Genomic DNA, 14,498 nt, shown 5'->3' with positions numbered 1-14,498 from the left:
ATGACAAATAGAGGAGAGGCGTATGCCTCTCCTATTTGATTGCCGTCTGAATCTCAATTGCGACAAGATTCTGCTTGCAGCGCTGCTCGATTTCTTCAATTTGTTTCTCCATTGACGGCATTCCTTTTTTTGCCATTTCCGCTAAACTTCCCAAATCACCGTATATTTCTTTAAATGTCTGCTGAAGGATTGTTTTTAAATCTTTATCATTCACGGCTGGTTTTTCCCTTCTCTCCCAAGATACCCTGAATAATAGTAAATAAGCCCTAATTAATCAGGTTCAATAGTTATATCGGCTTATTTTCTATATTTTTTTCTATTTTCCGTACATATTTCTAAAAAAAATCTCCAAACTATTTGCGGAGGTGTTTTTTAATGGACTCTGAATTTTTCCCAAACGGACTGACGGATAAACGCCAGCTTGAATTAGCGGTGGAAACGGCCCAGAAAACAACGGGAGCGGCTACCCGGGGCCAAAATTCAACTTTGGTGGAATCTGCTTACCAGGCGATTCAGGATGCCAGAACAATGTCACAATCCAGTGAACTGCAAGCTCTCGACCAGGATTTTCTGCAAAAGCAGCGAATGCTTCTCGACGATTGCCAGCATCAGCTCGATGAATTCGAAAAATAAAACCGCAGAAGCTGCGGTTTTATTTTTTATTGATTTGTCAGCACCTTGCCGTAGGCTTTCAGCTTCTCCCCCACCGTGCATTGCTTGATGCAGAAAGAATGAGCGTGCGTTTTTCCAAACTCTTTGCGGAAATGCTTTTTTACGAAACAGTCTGTGCAATATTCATCCTGAAGCTCTGTCAATTCTTTATAAATGCTTTTTTTATCCAATATCAGTCATCTCCGTTACCTTCTAATGTTATACGGCTTTCAATCTGCCGGTCCGAGAGAATTTTTCTGGCAAGGTCATCCGCTTCTTGATTTTCCTTTCGGTTTACGGCTTCATATGTCGGTGTCAGCTTTAAGGATTCGAGCAGCGCTTCAATTTTATCCAGCCATTCGTTTTGCGTTTCATCATAACACGGCCAGCTGCCGTCAAGCTGATGCAAAACGACGAGGGAATCCCCTCTTATCGTGATTGAATTTCTGCTTGCGCCAAGTTCCTGCACTTCCTTAAGCGCTTCGTATAAAGCGGCATATTCCGCCTCATTGTTCGTCTGAAGCGTTAAGCTTTTGTTTTTTCGTATGCGGTGCCGCTTGCCGCCGAGAGAATAATACACGACAATTCCGAGTCCGGCGCGTCCGCTTGTTTTGTCAAAGCCGCCGTCGAAATACACTGTAATGTCGTCAGGTTCGTGCGCAAGCTCTTCAGTAAGCTTTTCTAATTCTTTAAGCGTCCAGCTCGCGCCTTTTTCATCCTCAAAATAAATGTCTTTTATATAAGGAAAGCGGCTGACTTCTCTTGCAAGCATGCGCGCTTTCGGAACGGTCAGCCAATCTTCGGAAAAAAACGCGACAGGGCCTGTTCCTTTTGCTTCTATTTCGATATACGGCTTAAGATTCATTGAAATCACCTTACCATTCATTAGTTGACGGGCGTGTGCTATAATCAAACCATTCTCAAATTGAAAGGAAGTCAGCAGGTTTTGTTTAACGATGTGTTATGGATCTTATTTGCGGTCATTCATTTTATCATTGTTCTTCTGTTTTATAAAGGATTTGGCAAAACGGGCCTATTCGTATGGATCGGTTTCGCCACGGTGTGCGCCAACTTGCAGGTTGTCAAAACAGTCGAGCTGTTCGGGCTTACGGCGACACTGGGAAATATCATGTACGGCACCGTTTTCTTCGCAACGGATGTGCTGAATGAAAAATACGGTCCCAGGGAAGCGCGCAAAGCCGTCTGGCTCGGGTTTTCCACTCTGCTCGCTTTGACATGCGCTATGCAGGGGGCTCTTTTATATAAACCGGCTGCGTCAGATATTGCACAGCCTGCCCTTGAGACGATTTTCGGTTTTCTGCCGCGTGTTGCGCTCGGAAGCCTCTTGGCTTTTATTTTCAGCCAAACGATAGATGTTTATGTATATTCAGCCATTCGGAGAATCTTTCCTTCAGACAGGCTTCTCTGGCTCAGAAACAGCGGAAGCACGGCGCTCAGCCAGCTGCTGGATACATTTATCTTCACTGCCGTGGCCTTTATCGGCGTTTATTCCGCGGGCGTATGGTTCAGCATCTTCATTTCAACTTACCTGATTAAATTTGCGGTATCACTCATTTCTGTCCCTTATGCGTATATGGCAAAACGAATGACACCGAAGGGAGAGTGACGGATGATGCCCGCTGAAATTTACGTGGACGGTGCAAGCGCCGGAAACCCGGGCCCGTCCGGTATCGGTATTTTTATTAAACATGATGGGAAAACAGAATCTTTCTCAATTCCGATCGGCGACCATTCAAATCAGGAAGCTGAATTTCTCGCTTTAATTGAAGGAATGAAGCTGTGTGCCGCCCGCGGATTTGAGTCCGTGTCATTCCGGACGGATTCGGATATCGTGGAGCGGGCCGCAGATCTTGAAGCGGTTAAAAACAAGGCTTTCCAGCCGTTTGTGGACGAAATCATCCGCTTAAAGGCCGGATTTCCATTGTTTTTCATTAAGTGGATTCCCGGCAGACAAAACCAAACAGCCGATCAGCTCGCAAAAAAAGCGATTCGGCTGAATAAATAACCGGAATGAAATTGCGTCTCACTGTTCATCCTACAAATGAGGTGAACAGCTATGAGAAAAGAAAATAAAGGCCGGCTGACCGGGGGCGTGAATCCTCAGGGAAATATGGAAGGAAATGCGCATAAAGACCCGAAATCAGCCCTTGAAAACAACGCAAAAAAAAGCAATACAAAACGCTAGAGGGATCAGCTGATCTCTCTGGCGTTCAGCTTTTCGAGCATCCTTTCAATTCCTTTTATCTGATGACGTCTGAGCATTAATGCCGCCTCTTCCATCTTTAATGAAAAAAGCGCTTCTTCCAGCGTACAGACTAACGGCACCTCGCAATGTATTTCAGCAAGCTGCCTTGACATCTCCAATTCTTTCAAGCTTTGCTGAATTTTCGTTTGCTGGCCCTTCGGCAAGAGAGCGAGGCTTTCTAATAACCGGTCTATGTTTTGATATTCACGGATCAGCTTGTACGCCGTTTTTTCCCCGATCCCTTTAACGCCGGGATAGTTATCGCTCGTGTCTCCCATCAGCGCCTTAATGTCAATCAGCGCTTTTGGAGGAACTCCCGTTTCTTCTCTGAATATCTCATCTGTATATACCTTATAATTACCGATACCCTTTTGCAGCAGCGCTACTTGAACTTGATGATTCAGCAATTGAAGCAGATCTTTATCACCCGTTACAATCGTAATTTCCGCTTCCCCGGAAAATAGGGCAGAAAGCGTACCGATACAGTCATCCGCCTCATAGCCTTTTATGCCGATGTTTAAAAAACCGAGCTCTCGCGCTGCTTCTTTCGCTAGATCAAATTGCGGAATCAGCTCTAGCGGCGGTTCGCTTCTGTTGGCCTTATAATCTTGAAACAAATCATTGCGGTACGTTTTGCTTCCCATATCCCAGCAGCAGACGACATGTGTGGGCTGAAACGTATCAACAGCCGTAATAAGATGCTTTAAAAAACCGTTGACTCCGTTTGTGGGAATTCCGTTTTCATTTATCATAAAATTGCGATGAACGGCCGTCGCGAAAAACGAGCGGAACAAAAGCGCCATGCCGTCAACGAGCAGTAATTTATTATTCATATATCGAAACTCCTTTTTTATTCAATGTTCCTATTTTACCAAAGAAGGCGGTAAAAAAACAGCATCCCCCCATTTGGAAGATGCTGCCGTCACGTTTACTCACCGTGTCTTTTATTGCTTGCCATCAGCTTTTCAGCTTCACGGCCGGCATAAGAATCAAATTTCTGTCCGAAGCCGTTTTTCTTTTTGGCATTGTTATTCTGCTGAGCATTTCTGTTTCCCAGTTTTGTTCTGCCCATGGTCATATCCCCCTTTAGAGAAGATACGGATAGTATGTACAGCAAGCGCTGATGACACACGCGGCAGGTTCATCCATTACTGTCTGCTGACGAATTCTTTCACCATCTCTTCACTTACGAATTGTCTTTGCGGCACGATGCCCTTTTTCGCCAGCTGGTTCATTTTTGCGGTGATGCCATTGATGGCATCTGTCGTGAACGGTTTATTCTGTCTGCATTTTACAATGGCTTCTTCAATGGCCTGTTCACGCTCATAATCAAGCTGTACAAATGTTTTGACGTGCTGATGCTGTTTTGCGGAATGTGCTGAAATTGCTTTATGGACTTCTGACATAAAAGGTTTCATCTCGCTTTTTTTCATTTTAGTCTACCACGACTGTTATCTGCCCGCCAACCGGATTTTTAAATTTTCAGCATTTCATCTTTCTTTTTCCATGCTTTTTCGGCTTCATAAAGGTGTTCAATTTCCCTTGCACTCGTATTTTCCGCAAGACCTTGTAAATAAGTGTCCCGCTGCTCGCGGATCTGGGACAGGCTTTTATCCGCCATGTCTTCTTGCAGACGGCGCACCTGCTCAGCATATCGCTCTGAAAGGCTTTCTTTCTCCTGCTCAAGCCACTTTTCTGTCACTTTTTGCAGGCTCAGCCTGAGCCCTTCTACAAACGCTGCTTTTCCGTTCTGTTCAAAAAACTGCTTCGGTGATTTAACTTCCTTTACGTGATGTGAGAATGCCGAGACGTCAATGACCGGAGCGACCTCTTTCAGCTGAACGGCAAATTCGTTTTCGCCGCTCACATAAATGGAGAAATCTCCGTCTTCCATAAGCTTCTTCTGACAGTTTTCCATCCATTCCTCAGTCATATGGCGCTCAATAAAACCGGTCATTCGGATATCGAGCGTTTTCAGCTCTTGAATATATTCAAAACGGAATTCCTTGAGCGCTTCATTCAGCGCCGCTGATATATTTCGTTTCCAATCACCGTTTTGAAGACCCGGATGGAAGGCGGTTTTCAGCATATCATTCGCATAAAACGTCAGGCGATGTTTAATGTGGTAGAGCTGTTCTTCCGTATCTTTCATCACTTTTCGAATGATGACCTCAGACGTACGGCGCTTTGAAATGTCAGCGAGAGCTTTTTCATAGGAGAACTCCAGACGCTGTTTCTTTTTCTCTTTTTCTTCTGCCGACTGGTGAAGAGATTCGTGAAGCTGTTCCACCATATCGCACAATTTGTCCGCCTCTGTTTTCAGCTGGGCGCAGCTGGCCCTCATTACATCTTCCTCAATAAAGTGCTCAAGCCCGGTTCTTACATCAGAGAACCTGTTATAAAAAGCTACTTTTTTACCCGCAAGCTCTTCTTTACTTGAGACATGATATAATTTCGGCCGGTTAATCCCCTCTTTTGAGAGTTCTGAGCGGACATAGTCTTTGACGGTTTCCAGTTCGCTTTCGGTTTTGGCCAGATCGGCGGCGTTAATGACAAAAAACATTTTATCCATGCCGAATGATTCTTTGACGAGGCCGAGTTTCTTCAGAAAGGACCTGTCTCCTTTTGAAAAAGAATGCTGATAGTACGTCATATAAAAGAACGCGTCAGCATCTTTTATATATTGAAAGGCAAGTTCCGTATGGCGCTTGTTTATACTGCTTGCTCCCGGCGTATCAACAATGGTGATGCCTTTTTGCGTGAGAGGCGAATCATAATACACGGTGACTTCTTTTACGCAGCAGGCCGTTTTTTCTTCGGCTGCGTACGGTTTTAAATCTTCAACCGGCACCGACAGTGTCAGCCTTTGACGGATCTGTTCTTCATACGCATCAAACGCCTGCAGCATCGTCTGAATCACCGGGATGAGTTCATCCGGAATTTTTCCCTTTTTAATGGCATAATTCCATCTCTCTTTCAGTGAACGCCCCTTTACGTCAGCGTCTTTCAGCTCAGTCAGCTGAAGCATTTCAGCATCCAGCTCCTCTTCCGTTTTAAAAACGATCTCCGCAGATTTATGCGGTTTGCCGTCTTGCGGTTTCGTTATTTTGTTGATCGTAGCCGTTGTGGGCGTCGGTGATGACGGAAGCACGTATTCACCGACCAGCGCATTTGCAAATGATGATTTACCGGAACTGAATCCGCCGAATAACGCCAAGGTAAACTGGCGGTTTTCAAGCCGCTCAATCCTGCTTCGAAAGGCTTCTGCCTGTTTTCCTAATATGTTCGAGGATTCAAGAATCCCGGCAAGCTCATAGAACCGATCAGTCTGCTCTTTTATAGGGAGTTCCTTCATCGCATTTTTTTCGGGCTTGCTTACTTCATGCTGTACAGCCTCTTTTGGTTTCTCTTTTTGGACGGGCACTTTCGCAAGGCGTTTTTTTCGCGTATACCAGTCGCCGCTTCCCGTATCACAGGTCAATTCTTCTTCCCACAAAGCGCGGACGCGGGCTGCTTTTTCCAAGGCATTGCGTTCTTCTTTTGCCGATTGCGCGAGCTCATCCCTTATTTTCTTTTCTTTTTCGAGCCGGTTTTTCAAGTTCTCAATGAGCGGTCCGTTTTTTGTCTGAACATAAGCGGTCAGCTCCTCAATGAGTTCCGCTGTCTGTCTTTTGGCTTCCCTTCTGATCATTTCAGCGAGGTCTTTCGTATAAGTTAATACGTATTCAGATGAAAAGGCCGCTCCCTGCTTAAGGGCCTGAGCGGTGATATCATCAGAAAGCGGTGTGCGGTACGCCTGGATTTTCTTGATCAGTTCGTCCGAATCCGCTTCATACCGCTTGGCCGCTTTCGTAAATGTGTCGATAATATGCCAATCCGCTTCCCCTTCCGTTCTTTTTTTAATATCGGCAAAAAATTCAGCATGCCTTCTTTCTTTTTCCGAAGCCGTTTTCGCTTTTGAAAAGAATAATCCGGTTTTAAATGAGGGCTGCTGTGATTCAATATAAGCAGATGCAAGCTCCCTCATCTCAAAGGGTGTCAGATTAGCGTTTTGCAATATGTTCTGCACGTCTTTTCTGATGTCTTTCTCTGCTATTTCAGCCTGTTGAACGGCTTTTTTAAGCTCATCTTCAACAGAACGGACAAGTGCTTCTTGTTTGTCAAACTGCTCTCCGCTGCCGTTTTTATCATCTTTTACGAGCATCTCTGTATGCTCTTTGACTAAGTGTGCAACTTTTCTCTCCGTTAAGGACCATAAATTTGTTTTTGCCTGCTGTTTCAGCTTCTGCAGATGTTTTTTCAGCTGTTCCATGCCGTTTAAAGGATGGTCAGGCTCAGTGACAGACGTAAAGAAAAGCGATTCTTTCGGTATTCCTGCGCCTTCAAGCATATCTTCCACCTGCCTGCGGTACTCTTCAAACTTCGTTTCGGTTTCATCATGCCTATCAATTTGGTTGACGATCAGAAACAAATTCGGAATACGGTCTTTGATGGAGCTGAGAAACAGCATATTTTCTTCTGAATGAACGTGATTATAATGAACGACGTAAAATAAAGCATCAGCCTGATGGAGAACCGAAGCGGCAGATAAAAAGTGCGCTTCGTCCGTCGAATCAATTCCCGGTGTGTCAATGTAGGCCGCATAAGGCTCTGACTCCTTAAAGCCGGCATAGACTTCCACCGTTTCAATTTGCTCACCGTCTTTACAGAATTGCTGCACTTGTTCTTTATCGTAACTTCCTTTAATTTCTGCATAAGCCCCCCCCGTCGTATGAAGCACGACTTTATCTTCACCGTGCCGAATGACAACGAGGTTGGCGCTTGTGGGAATCGGGCTTGTCGGCAGTATGTCTTCACCGAGCAATGTGTTTAATAAAGAGGACTTTCCGGCCGAATAATGCCCGGTAAACGCGATATAAACCTCTTCATCAGCCGCTTTTTTCATAATGGCCGCGAGCTGATCGGCCCGTTTTTCATCCTGATGATCCAAAAATTGTGCGTATAAGGCACCCGTTCTGCTGAAAATCTCCCTGTTATGGCGTTCTTCTTCTGTCATGTGTCTTTACCCCTTTGTGTCTGTCGCATCAAATGACGTTTTTCATTTTTAGAAAGCTCTGAAAAAAACCTCTCCCCCATTTTACACAAGAATGGCTCACTTTTCTTCAGGAAACGCAAAAAAGCCGCCGATATCGGCAGCTGATAAAGAAAAAACACCCGCGGCAGGAAAAACCGCAGATGTTTAAGAAGACATCGATTTATTCGAAACTTTTTTCAATACGAAACCAATTAAAACACTGTATGTACAAACGGCTGCAAATAAAAATAACATTGTCATTTTCGGCACCACCTTGAATGAGAATCATTTTCATATTTACATCTTATCATGAGTGAGAATGATTTTCAATCTCTATTTTGCGGTGTTTTCTTCTAGCGCTTTCTCTTCGGCGCGAATCCTCACAGTGAGCATGCAGGCATTGAGAATCGAAAAGAGAAACAGTGTCCAATACGCTCCGTATAACAGCGGCAGAAAAATAAATTCTAAGATGACGACCGCGTAGTTCGGGTGCTTCATCCACCTGTACGGCCCCTTTCTGACAAGCTCCGCATCCGGCACGACAAGGATTTTCGTATTCCAATACCGCCCTAATGATAATAGCGCCCAATACCTGATCCCCTGTACAAATAAAATAATACATATAATGGCGGCCCACCTTGGAGAAAGCGTTTTTTGAAACGCCGCCACCTCAGCTGTAAGAGAGACGAAAAAGAGCACGTGCATCAGGACGAGAAAGGGATAATGTCCTTCTCCGTATTCGACTGCGCCTTGCTTTTTCACCTTTTGCTCATTGCGCCGGGCCACGATCATCTCCGCAATCCGCTGGGCCGCAAGCAGCATGATAAACAGCCAAAACATTAAGAAGCCCCCTTTTCCCAGCTGAACAGCAAAAGCTCAGACGAAAATCCCGGCCCGAGAGCGCCGATCAGCCCTTTTTCGTTTTCTTTCTGCCGTCCGCGGAGCAACTGTTCTTTTATCACATGAAAAATAGTTGCGGAAGACATGTTCCCGTGTTTTTGCAGCACCTTCCGAGATGCCGCAAGCTGACCGGTGTCCATTGAAAGACTCGTTAAATAGGCGTCAATGACCTTTTTCCCGCCTGGATGGGCAAGAAAGGTTTTAATGTCGTGAGGACTGACACCATATTCAAATAAAAATTCATCAACATTGTCCTTCAGCCACTGTGAAACCAGGGTGGGAATGTCTCTTGAAAAAATGACTTGAAAACCGCTGTCGGTGAATTCCCAGCCCATCACATCTTCCGCATCCGGCATCATCACCGATTGAGTGGCGAATATCCGCGGAAGAAGCGGCTGTTTGACGTCGTTTCGGTTCGCCTTTTCTCCTCCGATTAGTACTGCGGCAATTCCGTCCGCAAACAGAGAAGTTCCGATTAAGTTGCTTTTTGACTTGTCGTTAGGCTGAAACGTTAAGCTGCAGAGTTCAGCCGCGATGACAAGCACGTATGCTTCAGGATACGCGCGGCAGTATTCGTACGCCCTGGACAGGCCGGCCGCTCCGCCCGCGCATCCTAAGCCCCAGATCGGTATCCGTTTTGTTTTCGCAGAAAACGGAAGCTGATTCATCACTTTCGCTTCAATGCTGGGTGTCGAAAGCCCGGTGCTGGAAATAAAAAAGATAGCATCCACTTTTTCATATGGAAAGGGATTTGTTAAACAATCTGGGTTTGTTAAACAATCAAGTGCCGCATCCGCACTGTGCTTGACGGTTTCTTCCGTATACAGCCGGTTTTTTTCTGAAAAACCCCGTGCCGTTTTATACCATTCAATCGGCCGGACAAACTGCCTTGATTCAATTTCGCCGTTTTGAAAGGCTTTTAACAGCCGATCAATATCCTTAAATGAATCGGCAAACATCCCTCTCGCAAAATCCGCCGCCGTTTCTTGCGAGACATGATACTTCGGAATGCTCGTTCCGACAGATAACACATATGCCATGCCCATCACCTCTTTACATAAAGGTTTCCGCTTTTTTCCTGAATGTATGCATAAGTTTGAATCGAGGATTTCACTGACATGCCATTTTAATAGGAAATTGGCCCTTTTGAATAAGAAACTCTTCGACTATACTTAATCCATTCATAAAAAAAGGTTGTGATAGGAATGCTGAAGCCTGTCATTCTTAAAGGATCACTCGTTCAGTTAGAGCCGCTGGCGATTGATCACACTCAGGCACTTTGTGACGCTGGTTCAGAAAATAGGACGACTTACGCTTACACCCATGTTCCTGACGGAATCGAAGAAACAAAGCGTTATATTGAGCGCGCGCTGTCCGATTATGAAAAAGGACTTGCATTGCCTTTTGCAGTACGGAGTCTTGAAACAGACCGAATCATCGGTAGCACGCGGTTTATGGATGTGAAAGTGTTTACGCGGCCGGCGGACGCAGCTCCGGAAGTGTGTGAGATCGGCAGCACATGGTATGCCTCTGCCGTGCAGCGGACCGGTGTCAATACGGAATGTAAACTTCTGATGCTGACGCATGCGTTTGACGTGTGGCAAGCTGTCAGGGTGACGCTGAAAACCGACGTTCGCAACCAGCGCTCACGGACTGCGATTTTGCGGATCGGAGCCCAATTTGAAGGGATCCGCCGCGCACACATTCCGGCTGTCGACGGCGGTCTTAGAGATACCGCCTACTACTCCATCCTTCGGGAGGAATGGCCTTATATCCGGCAAAACCTTTCTGGCCGGCTCAAAGCATATAACTGAAAAACCTGCCGATATATGGCAGGTTTTTTTACATATTCGGATCATATACGTATAAATTGAGATCGATCCGTCCGTCTGACGTGACCGCTACCCCCTCAGCTTCAAGAGACAGCTTCTGTACAGAAAACATCTCTTCGTCTCTCAATCCGATTTCGCCCTTTGCATTGATGACCCTGTGCCAAGGAAGACGATGCTTTTTACTCATGGAGTGAAGAATCCTCACAACCTGCCTCGCTCCCCGCGGACTTCCCGCAAGATCGGCAAGTTGACCATACGTCATCACTTTTCCTTCAGGAATCTGTTTGATAATGGCTACGGCCCGTTCCGTAAATGTCATGCAACTCCTCATTTCGCAAGAGCAGATGATTTTTGAGAAAATCAGCCACTTTCTGATCTTATATTTATAGATGATAATTGCTTCATCATCATACTTATTTCATCTCTGCGTTTAAATAGATTATCTGTTTGTTCACAAAAAATTAACAAAGATAAGCATGTACATATTTAACATAATATGTAATAATACAATTGTATTAAAAAAAGAAAAGGAGTGTTTACAATGAAAATGAAAAAAGCTTTAGCCGGCTCAGCCCTATCACTCGCTTTACTCTGTTCTGCCGCCCCTGCTTTTGCCGCAGGTCCGGCTGATACACCTTCTGCAGAAAGTAAAACGAAGGAAGTATCTGCTTTGGCGACGTTCATACTTAATGGTTCCGGCCCTGATTATCCTACTTCAATTTACCGGAATGGAATCACCTATTATTTAGACAACATCACCTTCCATGGTGCTGATGGCACTTGGACAGCCGTCTACAAAAGCTGATTTTTCATGACGCGGAATGTTTGTTCTAAGCAACAACTAAAAATAATCCGTATGTTACCGTGCCGATAAGAGAATAAATGATTGCTAACATGTACCTAAAAAGTGTCAAAATTAAAAATTGTGACAGATTCTGAATTATCTCTTGCTCTACTTGTATCAGCACCTTCTGCTTTTGCAACTGCTGGACGATATCAACAATTGGTATCTAAAAGGAGTTTCTTTCCGGAACGGAATCTGGTATGGGAATGATGAGCGCTGTTACTAATATGAAGGGGGCTTTGCCCCTTTTTCTAGTTTCACTTCCTTTTATAATTGATCCAACATACAGCACCTAGGTGCGTAATTTCATTTCACCCGATGATCATTATCAGTCGTACTGTTTTCTGCTTTTAGACGCAAAAACACATAATCTAAAATTCTCTCCTGCCATAGGTTTTTTGATCGGATCCTGCAGCACTTTAGTGAATCACATGTCTATCCAAAAGCCGAGCCTCAACTCTTTACGAAGAATCAATCCAGATCCTTCAGAACATTTCTATGGACGCTTGAGTTCCCCAGCTCATGTTAAGGTAACTCTATTCTTGATATATGCTGACGTAAACAAAAGGCCATGGAATGTTTTTCCTCCCCTCTTTAGTTATCAAATGTAAGGGCAATAATTTTTCGTGAGCAAGTACCCCATAAAACCTCTTACTTGCTCTTTTATTTTTGATAAAACACAACCCAGGGTGATAACATGAGATTTGCTTGGGAAGAATTAATTATAATTGTATTCGGAATGATCTTACTGAGAATTTCAGGGAGAAAATCCATTGCACAAATGACCATTGCACAGACAATGGTGATGATTTCAATCGGTACGATTATCGTTCACCCCATTTTAGAAACCAGTGAAAACATTAATCGCTGCGTCTATTCTTTCTAACGCTTTGATTGTGATGGAATGGTTTCAAGTAAAAGTAAACTGGATTGAATTTTTTTAACCGGAAAATCTAAATTCGTTATAGAAGACGGCCAACTCAATATAGAAAACTTAAAGAAGCTGAGACTGACAGCAGATCAACTCGAAATGCGTTTAAGACTTCTTGGCATTTCAAATATAAACACAATTAAATATGCCACTTTAGAAGCTAATGGACAATTAGGCTACGAATTAAAAGATGACTGTAAGCCTTTAACCATCAAAGACCTTAAAAATGTGATCGATCCAAAATGTCATAACAAAGAGCCTCAGCCTCAAAAAGATGATCAAGCCAATCTATTCGAGGAAATCAAAAAACACCAGACTCAGCACTGAATAATTCGCTGATTAGTAAAGCCTTTTGTTATTCAAAACCGAAACCGAATCAGACCGTTAACCGTCATTTTTTACCGAAACCGGTTTACAAGAAACAAAAAAAGCATCTGAAGCAGATGCCTTTTTTCAATCGATATTGCGACGATGAAAAGAGTCGGCAACCCCCGTATTTTCCGAAGAGGTCCTTGTATGCGCCTGAATTTCAGCCGCCTATCCCTACCGCCGGCCTTAGCCATAATGTTAATCAGTTTGTTTTTATAAAATCATTGATTAATTGATCAGTCGTTAATATTGTGGCAAATTCATCATGCAACGTGGCCAGAGATATATTGTGAATAGTCTCTGCATCATAATATGTATCATTTTGGTCTCTCATTCCGAAAGCTGCTGTTGCATCTGAAATCAGGTATGTATCAAATCCTAAATTACCGCTCATCCTTGTGGTTGTTGAAACACAGTGCGGCGTAGTCAAGCCAGTGATTACGACAGTTGTTATATCATTTGCTTTTAAGAGCTCTTCTAGATTAGTCCCAATAAAGCTGCTGTTTACTTTCTTGGTTATAATGACTTCTTTATCCATAGGTTTAACGATTTCCTTTATAGCGACCCCCTCATTTTTTGGATAAAATAAAGAACCAGATTTATCAGAAATATGTTGTATGTATATGACTGTCCATCCTTTTTCTCTCCATAATTTCAGTATTTTGCTGATATTTTCTTCCGCCTTTACGTTATTTCGTTCTCCCCACTTTTTATCATCAAAGGCTTTTTGTACATCCACAATGATTAAAGCTTTTTTCTTTTCTGCCATCAGATAACCTCCTATATTGAAAATTCGTATTTATAACATTTTAAATAAAGATTTTACTTTTGTACAATTGTTTCAGTGTTAAATTTCATATCGCACCTTCCCCGTTGGAAAAGCGCTGGAATAGCTAAAAGCAAGCACTCAAAAGCTGCAGCTCACCAGAAGCCAGCAATATTCAACTCTTTTTCTCTATATACTTATCAATATTCTGAAATAAGCCGCAATAGTGAATGAAAGGACTGCCCCTAACTACATTCACGCTCACAAAATATTAACAAAAAAACCCTTGGTTATTTTTGTATTGTATGTAATAATACAAGTGTATTAAAAAACAAAGGAGTGTTCAAAATGAAATTAAAAAAAGTTTTAACTGGTTCTGCCTTGTCTCTCGCTTTACTCGTTTCCGCTGCCCCTGCTTTTGCATCTAGCCCTGGTCATACAAATAGCGACTCAACTCAAACAAAAATTTCGACACAAGCGACCAAAGATTCTTTTACAATAGATTACCTTCATAGATGGGATATCCCAAATACAACTGTTAAGAATGGTGTTACATATTACCTTAAGAAAGTAGAGATAATCGAAGGGTTCTATCGCGCAACTTTTGAAGGATGGATTAATTAAAAAAAGGGGCTTTCCCTTCTTTTCACTCTCATTTGTAAGGATCCGTGCACAAGATACTCGTTCACGTACATATAGTCCGGGACGGTTTTTCGGCGAAATAAGGCGGATGCCTCATCACTCAATTTGTTTCTTTTCAAACAATGAAACTAATAAAAAAAGAGAATGCCTCGCAAAAAGTTCATCAACTTTCGGAAGCATCCTCGATCTGGATAAAATAAGATGTTATTTTAAAGAAAACGGA

Annotated in this window: 19 protein-coding genes and 1 pseudogene; 8 read left to right on the top strand and 12 right to left on the bottom strand. The window is 43.5% G+C overall.

Annotated elements, in window-relative coordinates:
- Window positions 1–31: 31 nt before the first annotated feature.
- Window positions 32–214 carry a hypothetical protein gene (locus BZ167_RS19000; RefSeq protein ID WP_012117812.1) on the bottom strand — a complete coding sequence of 61 codons (183 nt, stop codon included), beginning with the start codon at window positions 212–214 and terminating at the stop codon, window positions 32–34.
- A 161-nt stretch (window positions 215–375) separates the two neighbouring features.
- On the opposite strand from BZ167_RS19000, the gene BZ167_RS18995 reads away from it, so the two are divergent.
- Complete coding sequence (locus BZ167_RS18995; RefSeq protein ID WP_007409519.1) at window positions 376–633, top strand: DUF2564 family protein; 258 nt, start codon at window positions 376–378, stop codon at window positions 631–633.
- Window positions 634–659: 26 nt separating this feature from the next.
- Here BZ167_RS18995 and BZ167_RS18990 read toward each other — a convergent pair whose 3' ends face one another.
- Complete coding sequence (locus BZ167_RS18990) at window positions 660–842, bottom strand: zinc-finger domain-containing protein (RefSeq protein ID WP_061860655.1); 183 nt, start codon at window positions 840–842, stop codon at window positions 660–662.
- Between the two features lie 2 nt (window positions 843–844).
- The gene (locus tag BZ167_RS18985; RefSeq protein ID WP_014418166.1) at window positions 845–1,516 is read right to left on the bottom strand and encodes a ribonuclease H family protein; all 672 of its coding nucleotides are present in this window, start codon (window positions 1,514–1,516) and stop codon (window positions 845–847) included.
- Between the two features lie 81 nt (window positions 1,517–1,597).
- Between BZ167_RS18985 and BZ167_RS18980 the strand changes: the two genes are divergently transcribed.
- The 3 genes from BZ167_RS18980 to sspL are packed head-to-tail and all read left to right on the top strand — an operon-like array spanning window position 1,598 to window position 2,857.
- Window positions 1,598–2,278 carry a queuosine precursor transporter gene (locus BZ167_RS18980; RefSeq protein WP_077392180.1) on the top strand — a complete coding sequence of 227 codons (681 nt, stop codon included), beginning with the start codon at window positions 1,598–1,600 and terminating at the stop codon, window positions 2,276–2,278.
- A 6-nt stretch (window positions 2,279–2,284) separates the two neighbouring features.
- Window positions 2,285–2,677, top strand: coding sequence for a reverse transcriptase-like protein (locus BZ167_RS18975; RefSeq protein WP_025649782.1), 393 nt, complete (start codon window positions 2,285–2,287; stop codon window positions 2,675–2,677).
- A gap of 51 nt (window positions 2,678–2,728) precedes the next feature.
- The gene (gene sspL, locus BZ167_RS18970) at window positions 2,729–2,857 is read left to right on the top strand and encodes a small, acid-soluble spore protein L (RefSeq protein WP_003153575.1); all 129 of its coding nucleotides are present in this window, start codon (window positions 2,729–2,731) and stop codon (window positions 2,855–2,857) included.
- A 5-nt stretch (window positions 2,858–2,862) separates the two neighbouring features.
- On the opposite strand, the gene BZ167_RS18965 is transcribed toward sspL, so the two are convergent.
- From BZ167_RS18965 to BZ167_RS18945, 7 genes are all read right to left on the bottom strand, one after another.
- A complete protein-coding gene (locus BZ167_RS18965) occupies window positions 2,863–3,750 on the bottom strand; it encodes a 5'-3' exonuclease (RefSeq protein ID WP_033574702.1) in 888 nt (295 codons plus the stop codon).
- A 95-nt stretch (window positions 3,751–3,845) separates the two neighbouring features.
- Complete coding sequence (locus tag BZ167_RS20225; RefSeq protein WP_003153570.1) at window positions 3,846–3,989, bottom strand: hypothetical protein; 144 nt, start codon at window positions 3,987–3,989, stop codon at window positions 3,846–3,848.
- A gap of 76 nt (window positions 3,990–4,065) precedes the next feature.
- Window positions 4,066–4,323: a YpbS family protein gene (locus tag BZ167_RS18960; RefSeq protein WP_007409514.1), complete on the bottom strand. Its 258-nt coding sequence runs from the start codon at window positions 4,321–4,323 to the stop codon at window positions 4,066–4,068.
- Between the two features lie 68 nt (window positions 4,324–4,391).
- The gene (locus BZ167_RS18955) at window positions 4,392–7,973 is read right to left on the bottom strand and encodes a dynamin GTPase (protein ID WP_077392179.1); all 3,582 of its coding nucleotides are present in this window, start codon (window positions 7,971–7,973) and stop codon (window positions 4,392–4,394) included.
- A 183-nt stretch (window positions 7,974–8,156) separates the two neighbouring features.
- A complete protein-coding gene (gene fbpC / locus BZ167_RS20220; RefSeq protein WP_025284905.1) occupies window positions 8,157–8,252 on the bottom strand; it encodes a Fur-regulated basic protein FbpC in 96 nt (31 codons plus the stop codon).
- 72 nt (window positions 8,253–8,324) lie between these two features.
- Window positions 8,325–8,831, bottom strand: a complete 507-nt coding sequence (locus BZ167_RS18950; protein ID WP_003153565.1) for an isoprenylcysteine carboxyl methyltransferase family protein — start codon at window positions 8,829–8,831, stop codon at window positions 8,325–8,327.
- The gene (locus BZ167_RS18945; protein ID WP_015417689.1) at window positions 8,831–9,931 is read right to left on the bottom strand and encodes a type III polyketide synthase; all 1,101 of its coding nucleotides are present in this window, start codon (window positions 9,929–9,931) and stop codon (window positions 8,831–8,833) included. The genes BZ167_RS18950 and BZ167_RS18945 overlap by 1 nt, the downstream gene beginning before the upstream one ends.
- Window positions 9,932–10,096: 165 nt before the next feature.
- Here BZ167_RS18945 and BZ167_RS18940 point away from each other — a divergent pair, with 165 nt between their 5' ends.
- A complete protein-coding gene (locus tag BZ167_RS18940) occupies window positions 10,097–10,705 on the top strand; it encodes a GNAT family N-acetyltransferase (RefSeq protein ID WP_040238003.1) in 609 nt (202 codons plus the stop codon).
- A gap of 28 nt (window positions 10,706–10,733) precedes the next feature.
- Here BZ167_RS18940 and BZ167_RS18935 read toward each other — a convergent pair whose 3' ends face one another.
- The gene (locus BZ167_RS18935) at window positions 10,734–11,042 is read right to left on the bottom strand and encodes an MGMT family protein (RefSeq protein WP_077392178.1); all 309 of its coding nucleotides are present in this window, start codon (window positions 11,040–11,042) and stop codon (window positions 10,734–10,736) included.
- Window positions 11,043–11,264: 222 nt separating this feature from the next.
- Between BZ167_RS18935 and BZ167_RS18930 the strand changes: the two genes are divergently transcribed.
- Together BZ167_RS18930 and BZ167_RS18925 are read left to right on the top strand one after the other, a co-directional pair.
- Window positions 11,265–11,528, top strand: coding sequence for a hypothetical protein (locus tag BZ167_RS18930; RefSeq protein WP_032866282.1), 264 nt, complete (start codon window positions 11,265–11,267; stop codon window positions 11,526–11,528).
- Window positions 11,529–12,264: 736 nt separating this feature from the next.
- Window positions 12,265–12,825: pseudogene (locus BZ167_RS18925) on the top strand (DUF421 domain-containing protein).
- 244 nt (window positions 12,826–13,069) lie between these two features.
- Here the strand turns inward: BZ167_RS18925 and BZ167_RS18920 are convergent.
- Window positions 13,070–13,636 carry a cysteine hydrolase family protein gene (locus BZ167_RS18920; RefSeq protein ID WP_060674169.1) on the bottom strand — a complete coding sequence of 189 codons (567 nt, stop codon included), beginning with the start codon at window positions 13,634–13,636 and terminating at the stop codon, window positions 13,070–13,072.
- A gap of 345 nt (window positions 13,637–13,981) precedes the next feature.
- Between BZ167_RS18920 and BZ167_RS18915 the strand changes: the two genes are divergently transcribed.
- Window positions 13,982–14,257 carry a hypothetical protein gene (locus BZ167_RS18915; protein ID WP_039254755.1) on the top strand — a complete coding sequence of 92 codons (276 nt, stop codon included), beginning with the start codon at window positions 13,982–13,984 and terminating at the stop codon, window positions 14,255–14,257.
- Window positions 14,258–14,498 lie beyond the last annotated feature (241 nt).

The organism is Bacillus sp. 275, assembly GCF_001999205.1.
Classification (GTDB): Bacteria; Bacillota; Bacilli; order Bacillales; family Bacillaceae; genus Bacillus; species Bacillus velezensis.
This window is presented reverse-complemented; position numbering and strand designations above follow the sequence as displayed.